Genomic DNA, 15,747 nt, shown 5'->3' with positions numbered 1-15,747 from the left:
CTAAATATCAAACCATTAACACAACATAAAAGGAATATTCCTACACGCGTAGGACAAATCTCTCATTTATTATGATTTATTCTTAATGCTTTGGGACATATAACCGGGATATTGTTCATCAGAACTGCGAGGGGGGATATGCGAATAGCTATCTAAAAATAAATTTCATACCTGGTCAAATATGGAGAACAAGAGTACAAACCTGCTGAATTTAGAGAGAAACTCCCTGCAGCTCTGGAGCAGCAGTGCTACAGGGAGGCAGCGATTAATCAGGCTTTACTGGGCAACGCTCCCACTGCGTGCGAACTTTTGACTGTCAGTGTAACGACAGCTGAGCACAACAGTGCGGCAATCATAAAGATAAAGGCGCTGTTATAGCTTCCGCCGCTGCTTTGGATCAACCAGCCGATGATGGGCGCTGATACAACCCCTGCCATCTGGCCGCCAAAGTTAACAATACCGGATGCCCGCCCCATGATGTTGCTGGGAATGGTATCCATCAGAATACCCCAGAACGTTGCCATAGCGAAAAACATGAACAAGGCTGAAATACACTGATAAACCACCGCCATATCTGCACTGCTCACGCTGAAGGTCAGATACAGGAAACCCGCGGCAATAACAGAGGTTACGACATACAGCGTTTTACGCTGGGGTTTGAATTTGTCTGAGCAATAACCACCTAATAATGTTCCGCCAGCCCCGAACAGGAAGGGAATGGCCGCCATGACACCGGTCTTTGCCAGAGAAAACTCTCGTACGGTAATCAGGTAGCTTGGCAGCCAGGTTGAAAAACCCCAGAAGGTGATATCAAACAAAAACCAGATACTGGCCATTTGCCAGAGCACCGGCATTTTGAGTACGTCTTTAAACGCGATAGCACTGGTGTTTTGCAGGCTCCCCTGGTCGTCAGCAGCCAGCTCCGCCAGGTCTTGTTGCGTAATGGCAGGGTGATCTTTCGGGTTGTCACGCGTAAATAAGTAGATACCTGCGGCGATAAACAGACCGGGAATACCCAGCACGATAAAAACCATGTGCCAGCCAAATGCCCCGATGATGCTTGCCGCCACGACTACCGCCAGCGCTGGGCCTAAGGTGTTTACCGTTGACTGAATCGCCGTGGCGCGGCCACGTTCTTTCGATGGGAAATAAGTTGATATCATCTTCCATGAGGCCGACGGGAAACATCCCTCACCGATACCAAAGAAGAAACGTACTGCTAACATCAGCGGCAGCGTCAACACAGCGCCGGTTAAGCTGGTGAACACAGACCACCATGCAATACCAATGGCCATGATTTTTCGCGAGCCAAACTTATCCGCCAGTAATCCACCGGGAATTTGAAACGCGGCATAACCAATAAAAAAGGCGCTAATAATTAAACCTTGTTGAGTCGTATCAAGATTTAAATCTTTGCCAATATAAGGGAGTGAAACGCTCATCACCATTCTGTCGAGAAAAGAGAGCAGCCACGCCAGCCAGATCAGTGTCAGGACGGTATATCTTGCTTTCCAGGTCTTGGGTTTACCTGAAGGTAAAGACGTTTGTAGGTTCATTGTGATGTCCTTAGGGTGTAGTGATCTACCGCGGCCATAAATAGTCGCGATAGATCCATGCGTGTTTAGCGTTATTTATTAATATTGTTTTCTAATAACCGTACCGCTACAGGCATAACTTTCCGTGCCATTGATTAAGGCAATGCGCCCATTAACCATGACAATTTCAATCCCTTCCGGGTACTGATTGGGTTCAACAAAAGTGCCTTTATCCGCAATTGTGTTCGGATCGAACATCACGATATCCGCTGCATAACCGACCTTCAGCAGTCCGCGATCCTGCAAACCCAATACTTCAGCAGGTTTCCCCGTCATCTTGCGGATTGCCGCTTCCCAGCTCAGACATCCCTCTTCACGAACATATTTACCGAGCACGCGAGGGAATGCGCCAAACACGCGCGGGTGCGGTTTGCCAGCCCCCATCAAGCCATCGGTACAGACGTTTTGTTCAGGTCGACAGAGAAACTTAATCACGTGCTCTTCGGTACCGTAGAAGTCGACCATCCCCACGGCGTTTTCCTCTTCAAAGAGCAGATCGAAGGTGGCGTTGTACGGATCTTTTCCACGCAGCTCGCCCAACTGGACGAGGTTCAAACCGACAGCATCTTGATTTTTTGCCGTTTTCACGCTGGTGACAAAAATCTGGTCCAAACCGGCAAAATCGATAAAGTTATCCCAGCCAGGAATACCCTGCTGAATATCGTCAATCATTTTGGCGCGCAGTTCGGGCGAGGCGAGACGCTCAAGTAATTTGTCCGTACCACCGGAGTGAACCCAGGGCGGCAGGATCACGCCGAGCATCGTGCTGCCCGCCACATACGGATACTGGTCGAAAGAGATACGAATCCCCTTTTCCTGCGCCTGTTCCAGCATGCCCAGCATTTGGTCGATCAGCCCCCAGTTTTTCTTGCCGCAAACCTTCATATGCGAAATATGCAGCCAGACGCCGGTGGCTGTGGCGATATCAATCAGTTCCTGGGTTGAGTTGATAATATCGTCAGCTTCACTGCGCTGATGCACCACAAAAATCCCGTCATATTTCGCCGTGACCTTACATAGTTCAATCATTTCGGCAGTATCACCAAAGGCGCAAGGCATATAGATAAGACCAGTGGAAAGTCCAAATGCCCCGGCTTTTAACTCCCGCTCAAGGACCTCACACATCTTCGCCACGTCTTCACGGGTCGAAGGACGCCCATCCAGGCCCATCGCTTCCATGCGCACGTTGCCATGAGGAACTAAATACGCGAGGTTTGTCGCCGGATGACGCGATGCCAGCAGATTGAGATAACCGTCTGTATTTTTATATTTCCAGTCAATTTTGTCGGTGTCACCGTCCAGTCCGGCGATATTTTTACGCCAGGCTGGAATATATTCTTCCGGTAGCGGCGCTAAGGCGACGCCATCCTGGCCCAACAGTTCGGTGGTGATACCCTGACGAATTTTTGCCGACAGAGCGGGGTTAATAATGGCTGACAGGTCAGAGTGCGTATGGGTATCAATAAAGCCAGGACAAATTATTTTTCCTGTTGCATCAATAACCTGCTCATTAACGCCAACCTCAATTTGGCCGATTGCGACAATACGTCCTTCATCAACCATCACATCGGCAATTCTGCCTTCACTGCCCGTCCCATCAATTACATTTCCGTTTTTGAAAATGGTTTTCATCGTTATTCTCCATGGCGGTGCTGCTGAGCTACACCGCCTGTAAGGTAAGAGGTGGTTATCTTTATTTTTATTGGCGATAGAGTGTCTGGATAATGCTGTAATAGCCGCTGGCCGAGCCGGTTAATTGCTCGATCTCGATATACTCATCAATGGTGTGTGCCAGGTTTTCTCGTGAAGGACCGAAGCCGATGGTTTTGATTCCCGCTTCGCCCGCATAGTGGCTACCGTTGGTACAAAATGAGTACTGTGTAATGGTTGGATTAAAGCCAGCCTCACGAACGCCCGCCAACGCTGCCTGCACGAATTCGTCGGACTCGTCGTACACCCAGCCAGGGAAGAACCGCTCTCCCTCAATCGTGGCGCCGGTATAGCAAGACTCCTGACCCACCGCGTAGGACACTCGGGCCTTAAACTGCGGATCCTGAGCAATAAGTTCCGCAAGCGCATTTTCCAGCGGAGCAATCACGCTTTCTTTGGTTTCACCCACCAGCAAACGGCGATCGTAGGTTGCGCGACAGTAATCCGGTACCACCGAGGCCCCCGGGTACGGCGAAGATTTAATGTCGGTCAGTTCCAGAATGCCTGGCCCCAGAACCGGATGCGTTGGCGGCGTAATCGTGCGAATTTTGTCGATCAATTGCGCCATTTTGTACACCGCGTTAATCCCCGCCTGCGGGTTAGCGGAGTGCGCGGGTTTACCAAAGGTTTCGACCACAATTTCAGCGCGGCCACGTTGACCAATTTTCAGGTTTAACTCGGAAGCTTCGCCGATGATCACGTAGTCTGGCTTATAGCGCTCGCTGACCAGGCGAGCGGCAATACCTTCAAAACACTCTTCATGCACGATGCACGCAACGTAGATTTTACCGGCAAAATTTCGCTGATTGTCCTGACCGAAAAAGCCCACGGCGGAGATCATCGCCGCCACGGCACCTTTCATGTCAGTTGTGCCGCGACCATAAATTTTGCCATCTTCAATATCGCCGCCGTATGGGTTGCGGGACCACTTCTCTTCGTTCACCGGCACGGTATCGATATGTCCATCGAGAACCAACGTTTTCCCTGGCTGGTTGCCGACAATACCGCCAACAATGTTGCCGTACTTATCAACGTGGATGTCATCGAATTGGTAATGCTGCATCATTGTTTTTATGGCATTAACCACTTCACCTTCCTGACCGGAATAACTTTTTTGTTGGATCAGCGCCTGACAGTTTTTAATGACTTCTTCAATGCGGTTTGCAGATAACATGGGTTTCTCCGTTATATCTCTTAATCAGGGAATTATTTGTTGATGCCCGGGTACTGTCCGCCCCAGACAATATCCAGATATTGTTGCGGGTCGGTATCCCCTTCGGTGCTGACTAACAGCACGCGAGAGTGCGCATCCAGCCCCAGTTGCTCACGCGTTTGCGCCAGTTCAGGTGAGGTCATCAACAGCGCCAGCAGACCGGTAGTAACCGCACCTGACTCACCCGAAATAATCTGTGGATCGCCTGCCAGCGGGTTGCCCAACATGCGCATGCCTAACGCTGCAACTTCATCCGGGCAGGAAGCAAATGCGTTGGCATAGTCGCGCAGCAGTTTCCAGCCGATACTGTTCGCCTCACCGCAGGCGAGACCGGCCATCACGGTTTGTAAATCACCGCCCACCGCAATGGCATCCCCCTCTTTCGAACGGGCTGAGCGGTAGAGGCAATCTGCAATTAACGCTTCGGCGACGATCACTTTCGGGCGATTCTCACCCCAGGCTGCCGTCACCATTCCCTGAACCATGCCGGCAAACGAGCCGACGCCTGCCTGCACAAAAATGTGAGTCGGCGCAACCTGATGCAGCTGATCTATCGCCTCGAGCATCAGCGTGCCGTAGCCCTGCATAATCCACTGCGGGATCTTTTCGTATCCTTCCCAGGCGGTATCCTGCACGACAATCCAGCCATACTTTTCGGCCTGCTCCGCGGTCATACGAACCGCATCGTCATAGTTCATATCGACGATCTCAGCGGTAGCGCCTTCGTTACGGATAGAGGTCAGACGTTGCTGCGAAGAGCCCTTTGGCATATAAACCACGGCGTTTTGCTTCAGTTGGCGCGCCATCCATGCCACGCCGCGACCGTGGTTGCCATCAGTGGTGGTAGCAAACGTGACAGTTTGCAGATCGTGACGAACCTCTTCGCTGGTCATCACGTCAAACGGCAGTTCACTGATATCCTTACCAACCAATTCAGCGATATGGCACGCCATCGCATAGGAGCCACCCAGCGCTTTGAAGGCTTTCAGGCCAAAACGCTGAGATTCATCTTTGAGGTAGATATTTTTTACGCCCAGTTTTTGTGCAAGCGCCGGTAGCGTATACAGCGGCGTCGGCGCGTAGCCCGGAATAGACCGATGAAAATTCAACGCTTTTACCAGTTCCTGGCGGCTAAACGGTGCCAGCGGCGCGTTCGGATGTTCGGTAAACGGTGTCTGGTTGATAAAAAATGATAAGTTTTCCTGCATCATAAAACCTCATTGTCCTGGTATTTCATTCCCTGTAATCGGTGCAATACAGAGATATTTCCGTTATCGGTATTGGCAATAGAGCAAAATACTTACCAGCTTTTTATGAATTGAGTAAATTCTTATAAATATTTTAATAATGGCTTTAATTTCAATAAATTAAATGAAATTTTAAATTGACAACCGAAAATATCAATGCCTCAATTTATCGCCTCGTTTTGATAAATTCTCATCATTGATAAATAGTGTGATCGCGGAAGATAAAATAAGAAAAACATTCAAAAACAGCGTGGTAGATTGATTTTTCGCAAATCATTTTTGCATTGTTTCGCCTATTTATCATTTTCCTTGAGAAATGTGACACACCGCCGGAGAAGTACCATGATTTCAGTACTCAGCAATATTCAGGATGATATATGCAATTACGCCGACGCTATTTCTGGCATAACGGGCACGGACGTTGAAATCATTGATGAATCTTTAATGCGCATCGCGGGTACCGGGAAATACCGGCATATGCTCAATGAGAACGTGGCCAAAAATGGCTACATTTATCGTCACGTATTGCAGGTGCGAGAAACGGTACTGATCAAAAACCCCGGCGAACATCCGCTGTGTCAGTTATGTGAAAAACACCACTACTGTTCTGAAATGCTGGATTTGAACGCACCTATTTTTCTTAATAATCGCGTGATTGGCGTGATCGGGATTATTTGCTCAACCCAGGCACAGCGTGACACGTTACTGAGCCAGATTGATAAATTTGTCACCTTTATTGAGCAAATCGCCGTAATGATCTCCAGTAAGGTCTTTGAATGCCTGGAACGCTTACGCGCACAGGAAACGCTTGGCGCATTTCGGCGTCTGATCGATGCCATGGACCGCGGCGTGGTAGCGATTGATGGCAAGGGTCTTATCTGGCATGCCAATCATTCAGCCGATCGCATCCTCAACCGTGAGGTTCAGGGATTACCTCTGACCATTGAAACAACCGGGGACAGCCTGTATGGCGATGAAGAAGCGTGGCTGACGCTTGAAGGTCAGAAACATCATGTACTGTGCAAACAAATTTCGCTCTCCTCGCAGGATAACGATCGCTTAACCATGGTTATCTTTCGTGATGCACACGACTACCTGAGTAACCTTACTCCATCCCCTTATGAGTCCGACATACAGGTACGACTAATTGGTCACTCTTCCTCAATGGAACAGCTCAGAAGTACCATAGGTAAAATCGCCAACAGTTACGCCAGCGTGCTCATCACCGGGGAAAGTGGCTCGGGGAAAGAGGTCGTGGCATTTGCCATTCACCAGAGCAGTCCACGTAAAGCCGCGCCTTTCGTAACAATCAACTGCGCAGCTATCCCAGAACAACTACTGGAAAGCGAACTGTTTGGTTATGTTCGCGGCGCATTCAGCGGGGCCGATCCCAAAGGGCGAATGGGGAAATTTGAACTGGCCAACGGCGGCAGCCTGTTTCTGGATGAGATTGGCGATATGCCACTGCACCTGCAGGCCAAGCTGCTCAGGGTATTGCAGGAAAAGGCGATCACCCGCGTTGGCTCTAATAACACCATCAATATTGATGTGCGCATTATTGCCGCAACTAACAAAAACATTAACGCGATGGTGGAAAATAATCAGTTTCGTGAAGATCTTTTCTATCGCCTGAACGTGGTCCCTCTGGTACTTCCTTCCCTGCGTGAACGCCGGGCTGATATTGCGGTCCTCGCACAGTATTTTGCCGATGAGTTTTCGGTCAGTTACCAGCGACCACCGCAAAAACTGCCTGATGACGTTATTAATCGCCTTTATGCCTGGCACTGGCCGGGTAACATTCGTGAATTACGCAACGTGATCGAATACATTTTTGTGATGCGCGGAGAAGCCGCTGGGATCAACGCCAGCCATCTTCCCCCTTACCTGCTTACCGCCGCTGACGGTAGAAAAACGACGATGACCGCGCAACCCCGACAGCTTGCCAGCAAAGGAAAACAAGCGGAAAGGGAGGCTATCGAAAACGTCATCCTGCGATTCGGCTCAAGCGTTGAGGGGAAAAAGCAAGCCGCGACAGAACTGGGGATCAGCATTGCCACGCTCTATAGAAAAATAAAACTGTACGGCCTATAAGCTTTCCTTATTAACTGAGAAGCCCGCACAACGCGGGCTTCTCATCGGTATAACAGAGCAAATTAAGCCCGAAAATACTTAATCAAACACACCATTAATTACCGCGGTGACAATCGCCGTACTCAGTGCAATCAACACCAGATTGTCGCCCACAACCTGCCATTCATAACCTGGATAATACGGCAATTGGTTCAGCATAGAGGATGGAACACTTTTCTTAGCGATCCCCGGAGGAAGCGGCTTTCCTCGCGCCAGATTTTTGGCGATACCCGGAGGCAGTGACTTATAGCCCGTCAAACCATATCTGACGGCATACTGTCTGGCCACGTTATAGCTGATGTCACTATCAACATGGTCCGGCTTACCATAATTTTTACGTTGTTCTGCCTGCGAATTGCCTTTCTGGCTATTGCCCTTATTCCCGCTATTACCATGATTGCTACTATTTCCATGGTTGCCACTATTACCATTGCCGTTGCCATTACCGGGGTTGGCCAATACTGGGGTGGCGCACATCGTCATCGCGGCAACGGCGACTAAAGCTGTTGCTAAAGCACGAAGTCTGGACATGATGATTCCTTAAAATGTGGATACATATAAAAATGTACGGTATCGCGTGAATACTGGCTATCGCTACAACTCCGATTTATTGGCAAAAAAGGGAAAGCACATAGCACACATCACGCTATTCGCCTCGCCGCGGTGGAGAAAAGTTAGCCAAAGATGTTGCAGAACTGCTATAAAGTCTTTCTCTTCTGTCGGCTGGTGTTAAACTGGAAAGTGTGATCTTCATCATAACCTGCTTAAACAGAGAAAAGAGACACTGCTATGCAACATATCATTGAGGGCTTCCTCAACTTCCAAAAAGAGATTTTCCCTCAACGCAAGGAACTCTTTCGCAGCCTGGCATCCAGCCAAAATCCTAAAGCGCTTTTCATCTCCTGTTCCGATAGCCGCCTGGTGCCAGAACTCGTTACTCAGCAAGATCCCGGACAGCTTTTCGTTATCCGCAACGCCGGTAATATCGTCCCCTCTTTCGGCCCGGAACCGGGTGGCGTATCCGCAACCATCGAATACGCGGTTGTGGCACTTGGAGTGACGGATATCGTCATCTGCGGACACTCCAACTGCGGCGCGATGAAAGCCATCGCCGATAGCCAGCCTCTGGATCCGATGCCTGCTGTGGCTCACTGGCTGCACTATGCCGATGCCGCGAAAGCCGTGGTCGAGAAAAAAACCTGGGCTAACCCAATCGATAAAGTTAACGCCATGGTGGAAGAGAACGTTATCGCGCAGCTCAACAACATTAAAACGCATCCTTGTGTCGCGGTTGGACTGAGAAATAATGCTCTTCGTCTGCACGGCTGGGTATATGACATCGAAAGCGGTGAAATCCGTACCCTGGATAAAAACAGCAAAACCTACGTTTCCCTTGCTGAAAACCCGCAGGTGCATTTCGAGTAATTCTTCCACTGGAGCAAGGATGCTCTGGACATCTCCTCCCCCTATTTCTGTTAGTAGACAAAAAACGGACTTGCGACTAGCTTTAAAGTGGCCACTGGTGTTCCCACATCGGTTTTCGCACATTTTATAAAATATTGCGACAGGTCTCATTTCCTGAGTCGCAAACAGCTGTTCATACATGGTGCAGGCGATAAAAGGAGCCGGTACGAATGCAAGCAAAAATAAAAAGAATAATGAATATGTTATTTTATCATGAGTCGTGGGATATCATGCTTATTAAGGATAATGGCACACACTTATTCCCTGATAACACCCTGGAGATATTAAGCAAATCCACTGCACAGCAGTTAAAAAAGAAATATACATTTCAGGCTGACCCTTTTCTGATTGAAAAAGACGATAAACTGTATGTTTTCTATGAAGCTCTTAGCTTTCGCAACTCAAAAGGCACGCTACGATGTCGCGTTCTTGACCGTGAACTGGTTGAACTTGATGATATTAAGCTTGAGGGCTTTGACGACTTAAAGTGTCATTTGTCATTCCCTTATCTGATTCATATCAACGATCAACTCTTCATGATCCCCGAGTCTTCAGAAAGAAAAGAGGTAATACTGTTTCAGTCAATAGAGTTCCCTGCACGCTGGAAGCAAGTTAAAGTTTTAATCTCTGATATCGAATTAACCGACAACGTATTTATATCAATTAATGAAGCCTGTTATCTTTTGTCCACCACGATGGATAATGAAATAATTATTCATTCGGCAGATCATATTTATGGACAATGGCAGCGGATTACCCCCTCATTGAAGGTGAGCAATCCTCATCATCGAGGCGCAGGAGCCTCCTATCAGGTCGAAAATAAAATGTACTTCCTTACTCAGGAGTGCACACCTGAAACTTATGGAAAATCAATCTATATCAAAGAATTAGTGACACTGAACGACGCTAATTTTGATGAGAACCTAATCGAACAAATTAATTCGTCGATCAACCACAGTGACGGCGTCCACACGCTGAACTTCTCAAATAACTATATTGTTTATGATACAAAAATAAACCAATTCAGCTTTTTATCTATACTTAAAAAAATATCTTATAAATGCATGGTGAGGTATCGCAACTATAACCTTACCAAACGTCACCAATAACGCGTTCTCTATGGTACTGGCGTGACTCAATCCCCGTTTATCTGGAGTCTGTATGGCAATTCTGGTCACTGGTGGTGCAGGTTATATTGGTTCACATACTGTTTTAACGCTACTGGAAAGAGGCGATGATGTCGTTGTCATCGATAATCTGGCGAACGCCAGTCAAATCTCGCTGGACAGGGTCGCGGAACTCACTGGAAGAGAGCCTATTGTCTATATCGCCGATGTTCTCGACAGGCCGGCATTGAAAAACATTTTCGCCAACCATAACATCACCGATGTCATTCATTTTGCGGGGCTTAAATCGGTTTCAGAGTCGATAAAAGAGCCCCTCGCCTACTATGAAAACAACGTCACCGGAACGCTGGTTTTACTGGATGAAATGCTGGCCGCAGGCGTTAATCGTTTCATTTTTAGCTCATCCGCCACGGTATATGGTAATCCGGAAAGCGTACCGCTTAGCGAGCAATCGCGTACGGGCGGCACCACCAATCCGTACGGCACGTCTAAGTTAATGGTCGAACAAATTCTGGCTGACTTCTCACGTGCACAACCCGATTTCCGCATTACCTGCCTGCGCTATTTCAACCCGGTCGGCGCCCATCCATCGGGTCGGATTGGTGAAGATCCTAACGGTATCCCCAATAATCTGGTTCCGTATATCTCTCAGGTCGCGATTGGTAAGCTGGAAACCGTGTCGGTGTACGGTAATGATTATCCCACTCCCGACGGTACCGGCGTGCGTGATTATATTCACGTCATGGATCTGGCGACCGGTCATTTAGCCGCGCTGGATTGCCTGAACAAAGGCGCGGCTTACAAGGTGATTAATCTCGGTACCGGTGTCGGTTATTCCGTGATTAAGTTGATTGAAGCATTTGAGAAAGCGGCCCAGACCAAAATTCATTATCAGTTTGTCGCCAGAAGACCCGGAGACATTGCCGAATGTTGGTCTGACCCATCGCTGGCATATAAGGAGTTAGGTTGGAAGGCCATCTACAGCCTTGATGAAATGATGCGTGACACCTGGAACTGGCAAAAAAACAACCCGAATGGGTATCAAATTTAATGTTCACAGCAGCGAGCCTGACCGTCAGGCTCGCTGCTGTGTCTGACTATTGTACTGTTATTGTTGATACCCGGTACCAGCCGCTGTTCTGCTTCCCTTCATTGGCAAAGTTAATTCTCGCCGCACCCGACTTATCCAACATCGCAACCTCAATCGCGTACTGCCCTTTTGCCAGTCGGCCTGGCATAGATAACGCATAACTGACCTGATACTTACCGGGGAGCCAGCGGCGAATATCCTCCGCGGAATTCCCCTGTGCCACCACCTTATTAGCATTGTCCACAACACGGAATGCCAGCATATAAGGCAGATAAATCGGAGCGATACCCTCATTGTACCAGGTACTGTTCAATGTCAGCGTTTGTCCGCTGTCCCACACGGACTCATGGCTCAGGGACGCCAGGCGAAATCGATAGCCCAATTTGGTCAGCGCATCGTCGACAATCGGTCGATAGTCGCTGGGTATCGCTCTCGATTTCAGGTTAATGGTACTGGCGTGCTGTTTGACCGCCCAGTCAAAAATCCCCTGCACTTCAGCACGTGTATAGTGAAAGGTATTCTTCCAGTCCTGCATATACGAGCAGATCTCCAGGCTCACCGGCGCACGTTTCCATGCGTCGTTGAACCCTGAATAACTCTGCTGCGCAGCCAGCAATCGCTGCGGGTAATCATCAGTCATATGGTTCCAGGAGTCCGAAAATACGCGCAGGTCCCCCCAACAGTCCGCACGCCATCCTGCCCCACGCTCCACCGCATTCGCCAGACTTTGTCCGCCGCTTATCAGCATGGTTTTTGGCGTCACCGGAAAAGCAGAAAAGTGCATCGCGACGTAGCGATCCAGTTGCGCCGTGGTGTATCGCTCCAGTAATGGCTTCAGGTTCGGGAAGTTGCTGTTATGCCATTCTCCCCATGATCCCACCATGCCAATATCAACAAACGCGAGATTCTCATTACCATCGTAGCGCTTACCAAATGCGTTCAACAGACGCTGGCTGTATTGAATAAACAGAGGATCGTCTAAATCCGGGGCAAATGTCTTTTTATCCGGCGTCCAGGTACCTTTCACGCCTTTTTTAATCAGCCAGTCAGGAATTTGCGAACCGCTTTCCGGCTCTGCCAGTACCATAAATCGTAGCCCGACATTCATCGCTGGACGATGTGCCGCCGCGTATTTGAAGGCATCATCCACCAACGCAAAATTGTACTGGCCTTCGACAGGCTCCAGGTCCCGCCAGTAAAAACGCTCGTATTCAAATCCGGTATTGGGATAGTCCGCCAGCCCCAGCGTTTCACCGTATCCCTGATGAAAACTTGCCACGCCAATCCCCGGATTGGTTAGCGGGCCAGTTAATGCTTTGGGGGTAACGGTCGTCAATGCGGCCATGACCGTCAGCGGGAAAAACATGCACAACAACGCACTAACCCATTTACGTTTCATCGCAATGACATCCTCCACCAATTTGTAAACGCTAGCGGCCTTTAAGGCTTAACCACCAGTCCCAGATACCTACGTGAAAATTTTGGAACACATCAATACCTAACGCGGATTTGATCATATACAGCGTCAGCAATATGCAGCAGGTGACGAATAGCACGGCAATCAGCAGCAAAAATGTGAGCAGCATTCTCGACAGGGTTGATTCCTGGCGATGCTGGCGGCGTAAATCTCTGCCAAACAAAAAAACCAGATAATAACGCTTACTGAAAAAGGGAAAGCTTCTTCGAATATCGATCTGATGCCGCGAAGCCAGCGTCGAGGCCAGGATCGCATTTTCCACCCCTTCTTTTTGGTCAGGGGTCAACCCCTGCGCAATCGTCTCATCAAGATGAGTATAAAATCGTTCGATGACGGGGGGACGATTTTGAGAACTGGTCAAAATTAACCTATATCTTTATCAATTGAGTGATAGACGTTAACCGTCTTTTTGGCGATTTCATGCCAATTGTAGTTTTGCAAATATACACGATAGTCCACGCTATTTGCTGTTACCCCTTGGCCTAATTTTTCGGCCAGATCGGTTACATCTCCCACCTTAAAATAGGTCTCGGCAGGCAGTTGAACTTCAAGGTTAGCAGGAATATCACTGACGACGGCCGGAAGAGAAAATGACATTGCCTCCAGCAGCGCAATGGGCAATCCTTCATGGTATGAAGGCATCACAAATAGCCTGGCCTGCGAAAACACCGCCTGCAGCTCATCACCACGTAAGAAACCGGTCATCACGACACCAGGCGTGTCGGCGGCAAGCTTTTTGAGGCGAATGCTGTATTCGGTTGGATGATCCGCATCACCAATTAACACTAACGGCATGGTCAAACCGCTGTGTTGATAGGCGGCAATGGCATCATGCATTCCTTTTTCTTCCACAAACCGCCCAACCACAACGAGATAATTTTTCGGCTGCAGCCCAAAGCGGGAGAGCGTATTGTCGATGGTGAGCTCTGATAACAACCGCGGCTCATTTACGCCATTGTGAATTAAATGCGCATCATAGCGACCATGTTTTTTCTGGATCAGTTGATTAATAACTTCAGAAATCACAATCACCTCGTTGGCATATCTCACCGCCCAACGTTCGCCCAGCAGCAATATTTTTTTTGCAACGAAACCCCATTTCTGACGATCGTAATCAGGTCCGTGGTGGGTGAAAACCACCTTCTTACCCATCACGCGTAAGAGTGGGATCACAAGGCCAGGGCCGATAGCATGGACATGCACAATATCCGAATGGTCGATACGTGTCCTAAACGCCGCTAAAACGGAATGGACAATAGCTTCCAGCGAGCGCTTTTTGGGTGCCCACAGCGCGTAGGTTTCGACTTTTTTATAGACCGATCGTTTGTAATTTACATATGGCGAGCGAGCAATCACGCAAATATCCGCGTCGAACTGCTGCTTAATGGCAGGATAAAGATTCTGACAGTGTGTCTCCACACCGCCCAATACATCGGGAATACCACGCGTTCCAAAAACCGTTATTTTTTTACTCATTCTATGGCCTGCTCAGCAGTTCTTTATACAACGCCTGTAAGGTATCCATATGTTTACTGAGCGCATATTTTTCACTCAACCGCGCACGGCCATGTAAGCCCATATTCCGCGCCTTCTCTTGCGAGTCAGCCAGGGCGTCCATCGCATTTGCCAACTCCTGCGCATTGCCTGGTTCGAATAAAATCCCTTCGATACCGTCACGAATTTGTTCCGGGATGCCGCCAATGCGCGATCCAATAACCGGCTTGCCTAAAGACATCGCTTCCAATATCGCCATAGAACAGTTTTCATAGCATTCAGAAGGAAGGATCACCGCTCGCGCATGCTTAATAAGCTTGTCGAGGGCTTCTCCTTGTTGCACATAACCTAAAAATTCAACATCAGGGTATTTGGCGGCTAATTCATCATGCAACGGACCGTGCCCCACAACTTTCAGCGGCGCGCTGTTCTGCATTTTTTTATGCGCTTCCAACAACGTTGCCACGCCCTTTTCACGGCTCAGACGGCCAAAGTACAGCATATAGCCCTCATCGCTTACTTCAGCCAGGGGACGACTGTCATCAACGCCATTGACGATGACATCAATGCGCGAATTTGGCAGCGTGCGCAGCAGGATACCTCGTAAAAAAACACTCGGTGAAATAATCACATCCAGCGCCTGATAGTTTTGTGCAATATACTGCCAGGTTGCCTCCAGGGAGAGCAGTAAGCTTTTTGAGGCTGAACCTTCCTGGCAACGATACCTGAAGGCATTGAAAACCGTCCCGGTAATACAGGAATCGCACACTTTGCCGTCGCGCAGCATGGAATACGAGGGGCACACAATCTTATAGTCATGCGCAGTCAGCACCGTTTTGCAGCCAAAATTACGCGCAACTTTAATCAACGCCGGTGTTAACTGATGGTAGATGTTGTGAAAGTGGACAATATCCGGACGCTCTTTTTCTAATAGCGCCAGCATTTTTTTGCAGGCCTGCGAATTATGAATAAAGTTAACCGCCGTTTTGATACCGCCCAGCAGATTGCTCTCTTTGTGGTAGTCCACATTGCTGACGAAATAATCCGCATAGTCCGAGGGGAAATTATTATCATGATGCATAGAGAAATCAATAACCTGCACTCCGGCCTGTTTCAGCATATTGCGCTCTTGAAAATAAACCGTTTCCGCGCCGCCTTTAACGAAAAAAAACTTGTTAACTAATAATACTTTCATGGCGC

Annotated in this window: 13 protein-coding genes; 4 read left to right on the top strand and 9 right to left on the bottom strand. The window is 48.7% G+C overall.

The window, feature by feature from the left end:
• Positions 1–269 precede the first annotated feature (269 nt).
• The 4 genes from SK33_RS05680 to dpaL form a co-directional block, all read right to left on the bottom strand.
• A complete protein-coding gene (locus SK33_RS05680; protein WP_003839760.1) occupies positions 270–1,556 on the bottom strand; it encodes an MFS transporter in 1,287 nt (428 codons plus the stop codon).
• A 78-nt stretch (positions 1,557–1,634) separates the two neighbouring features.
• Complete coding sequence (locus SK33_RS05675; RefSeq protein ID WP_008321492.1) at positions 1,635–3,227, bottom strand: N-acyl-D-amino-acid deacylase family protein; 1,593 nt, start codon at positions 3,225–3,227, stop codon at positions 1,635–1,637.
• Between the two features lie 67 nt (positions 3,228–3,294).
• Positions 3,295–4,479: a YgeY family selenium metabolism-linked hydrolase gene (locus tag SK33_RS05670; protein ID WP_003839756.1), complete on the bottom strand. Its 1,185-nt coding sequence runs from the start codon at positions 4,477–4,479 to the stop codon at positions 3,295–3,297.
• Between the two features lie 32 nt (positions 4,480–4,511).
• Positions 4,512–5,726, bottom strand: a complete 1,215-nt coding sequence (dpaL, locus tag SK33_RS05665; protein WP_008321489.1) for a diaminopropionate ammonia-lyase — start codon at positions 5,724–5,726, stop codon at positions 4,512–4,514.
• 381 nt (positions 5,727–6,107) lie between these two features.
• On the opposite strand from dpaL, the gene SK33_RS05660 reads away from it, so the two are divergent.
• On the top strand, positions 6,108–7,856 hold the full coding sequence (locus SK33_RS05660) for a sigma-54 interaction domain-containing protein (RefSeq protein ID WP_048218460.1): 1,749 nt from the start codon (positions 6,108–6,110) through the stop codon (positions 7,854–7,856).
• Positions 7,857–7,934: 78 nt separating this feature from the next.
• Here SK33_RS05660 and SK33_RS05655 read toward each other — a convergent pair whose 3' ends face one another.
• Positions 7,935–8,426 carry an anti-virulence regulator CigR family protein gene (locus SK33_RS05655; protein WP_003037154.1) on the bottom strand — a complete coding sequence of 164 codons (492 nt, stop codon included), beginning with the start codon at positions 8,424–8,426 and terminating at the stop codon, positions 7,935–7,937.
• 258 nt (positions 8,427–8,684) lie between these two features.
• Here SK33_RS05655 and SK33_RS05650 point away from each other — a divergent pair, with 258 nt between their 5' ends.
• The 3 genes from SK33_RS05650 to galE all read left to right on the top strand — a co-directional run bounded on the left by SK33_RS05650 (position 8,685) and on the right by galE (position 11,537).
• On the top strand, positions 8,685–9,320 hold the full coding sequence (locus SK33_RS05650) for a carbonic anhydrase (protein ID WP_003037157.1): 636 nt from the start codon (positions 8,685–8,687) through the stop codon (positions 9,318–9,320).
• Positions 9,321–9,529: 209 nt separating this feature from the next.
• Positions 9,530–10,468: a glucosamine inositolphosphorylceramide transferase family protein gene (locus SK33_RS05645; RefSeq protein ID WP_003839746.1), complete on the top strand. Its 939-nt coding sequence runs from the start codon at positions 9,530–9,532 to the stop codon at positions 10,466–10,468.
• Between the two features lie 52 nt (positions 10,469–10,520).
• Positions 10,521–11,537 (top strand): UDP-glucose 4-epimerase GalE, encoded by a 1,017-nt coding sequence (gene galE / locus SK33_RS05640; protein ID WP_003037163.1) that lies wholly within the window; start codon positions 10,521–10,523, stop codon positions 11,535–11,537.
• A gap of 46 nt (positions 11,538–11,583) precedes the next feature.
• Here the strand turns inward: galE and SK33_RS05635 are convergent, their stop codons facing one another.
• The 4 genes from SK33_RS05635 to SK33_RS05620 are packed head-to-tail and all read right to left on the bottom strand — an operon-like array spanning position 11,584 to position 15,742.
• Entirely contained in the window at positions 11,584–12,975 is a 1,392-nt protein-coding gene (locus SK33_RS05635) for a DUF4832 domain-containing protein (protein ID WP_003037165.1), read from the bottom strand.
• Positions 12,976–13,006: 31 nt separating this feature from the next.
• Positions 13,007–13,414, bottom strand: a complete 408-nt coding sequence (locus tag SK33_RS05630; protein WP_048218462.1) for a hypothetical protein — start codon at positions 13,412–13,414, stop codon at positions 13,007–13,009.
• 2 nt (positions 13,415–13,416) lie between these two features.
• A complete protein-coding gene (locus tag SK33_RS05625; RefSeq protein WP_048218463.1) occupies positions 13,417–14,529 on the bottom strand; it encodes a glycosyltransferase family 4 protein in 1,113 nt (370 codons plus the stop codon).
• A gap of 1 nt (position 14,530) precedes the next feature.
• Positions 14,531–15,742, bottom strand: a complete 1,212-nt coding sequence (locus SK33_RS05620) for a glycosyltransferase family 4 protein (protein ID WP_048218464.1) — start codon at positions 15,740–15,742, stop codon at positions 14,531–14,533.
• Between the last annotated feature and the right edge of the window lie 5 nt (positions 15,743–15,747).

The sequence above is a fragment of the Citrobacter sp. MGH103 genome (genome assembly GCF_001034475.2).
GTDB lineage: Bacteria > Pseudomonadota > Gammaproteobacteria > Enterobacterales > Enterobacteriaceae > Citrobacter > Citrobacter freundii.
Note: the sequence above shows the minus strand (reverse complement) of the source record. Positions and strands in the feature narration are given on the sequence as shown.

Bases quoted from the DNA above. Each gene is read 5' to 3' on its own strand.
- SK33_RS05670 (WP_003839756.1), bottom strand. From the start codon at position 4,479: ATGTTATCTGCAAACCGCATTGAAGAAGTCATTAAAAACTGTCAGGCG.
- SK33_RS05660 (WP_048218460.1), top strand. From the start codon at position 6,108: ATGATTTCAGTACTCAGCAATATTCAGGATGATATATGCAATTACGCC.
- SK33_RS05645 (WP_003839746.1), top strand. From the start codon at position 9,530: ATGCAAGCAAAAATAAAAAGAATAATGAATATGTTATTTTATCATGAG.
- SK33_RS05680 (WP_003839760.1), bottom strand. From the start codon at position 1,556: ATGAACCTACAAACGTCTTTACCTTCAGGTAAACCCAAGACCTGGAAA.
- SK33_RS05655 (WP_003037154.1), bottom strand. From the start codon at position 8,426: ATGTCCAGACTTCGTGCTTTAGCAACAGCTTTAGTCGCCGTTGCCGCG.
- SK33_RS05675 (WP_008321492.1), bottom strand. From the start codon at position 3,227: ATGAAAACCATTTTCAAAAACGGAAATGTAATTGATGGGACGGGCAGT.
- dpaL (WP_008321489.1), bottom strand. From the start codon at position 5,726: ATGCAGGAAAACTTATCATTTTTTATCAACCAGACACCGTTTACCGAA.
- SK33_RS05620 (WP_048218464.1), bottom strand. From the start codon at position 15,742: ATGAAAGTATTATTAGTTAACAAGTTTTTTTTCGTTAAAGGCGGCGCG.
- SK33_RS05625 (WP_048218463.1), bottom strand. From the start codon at position 14,529: ATGAGTAAAAAAATAACGGTTTTTGGAACGCGTGGTATTCCCGATGTA.
- SK33_RS05650 (WP_003037157.1), top strand. From the start codon at position 8,685: ATGCAACATATCATTGAGGGCTTCCTCAACTTCCAAAAAGAGATTTTC.
- galE (WP_003037163.1), top strand. From the start codon at position 10,521: ATGGCAATTCTGGTCACTGGTGGTGCAGGTTATATTGGTTCACATACT.
- SK33_RS05635 (WP_003037165.1), bottom strand. From the start codon at position 12,975: ATGAAACGTAAATGGGTTAGTGCGTTGTTGTGCATGTTTTTCCCGCTG.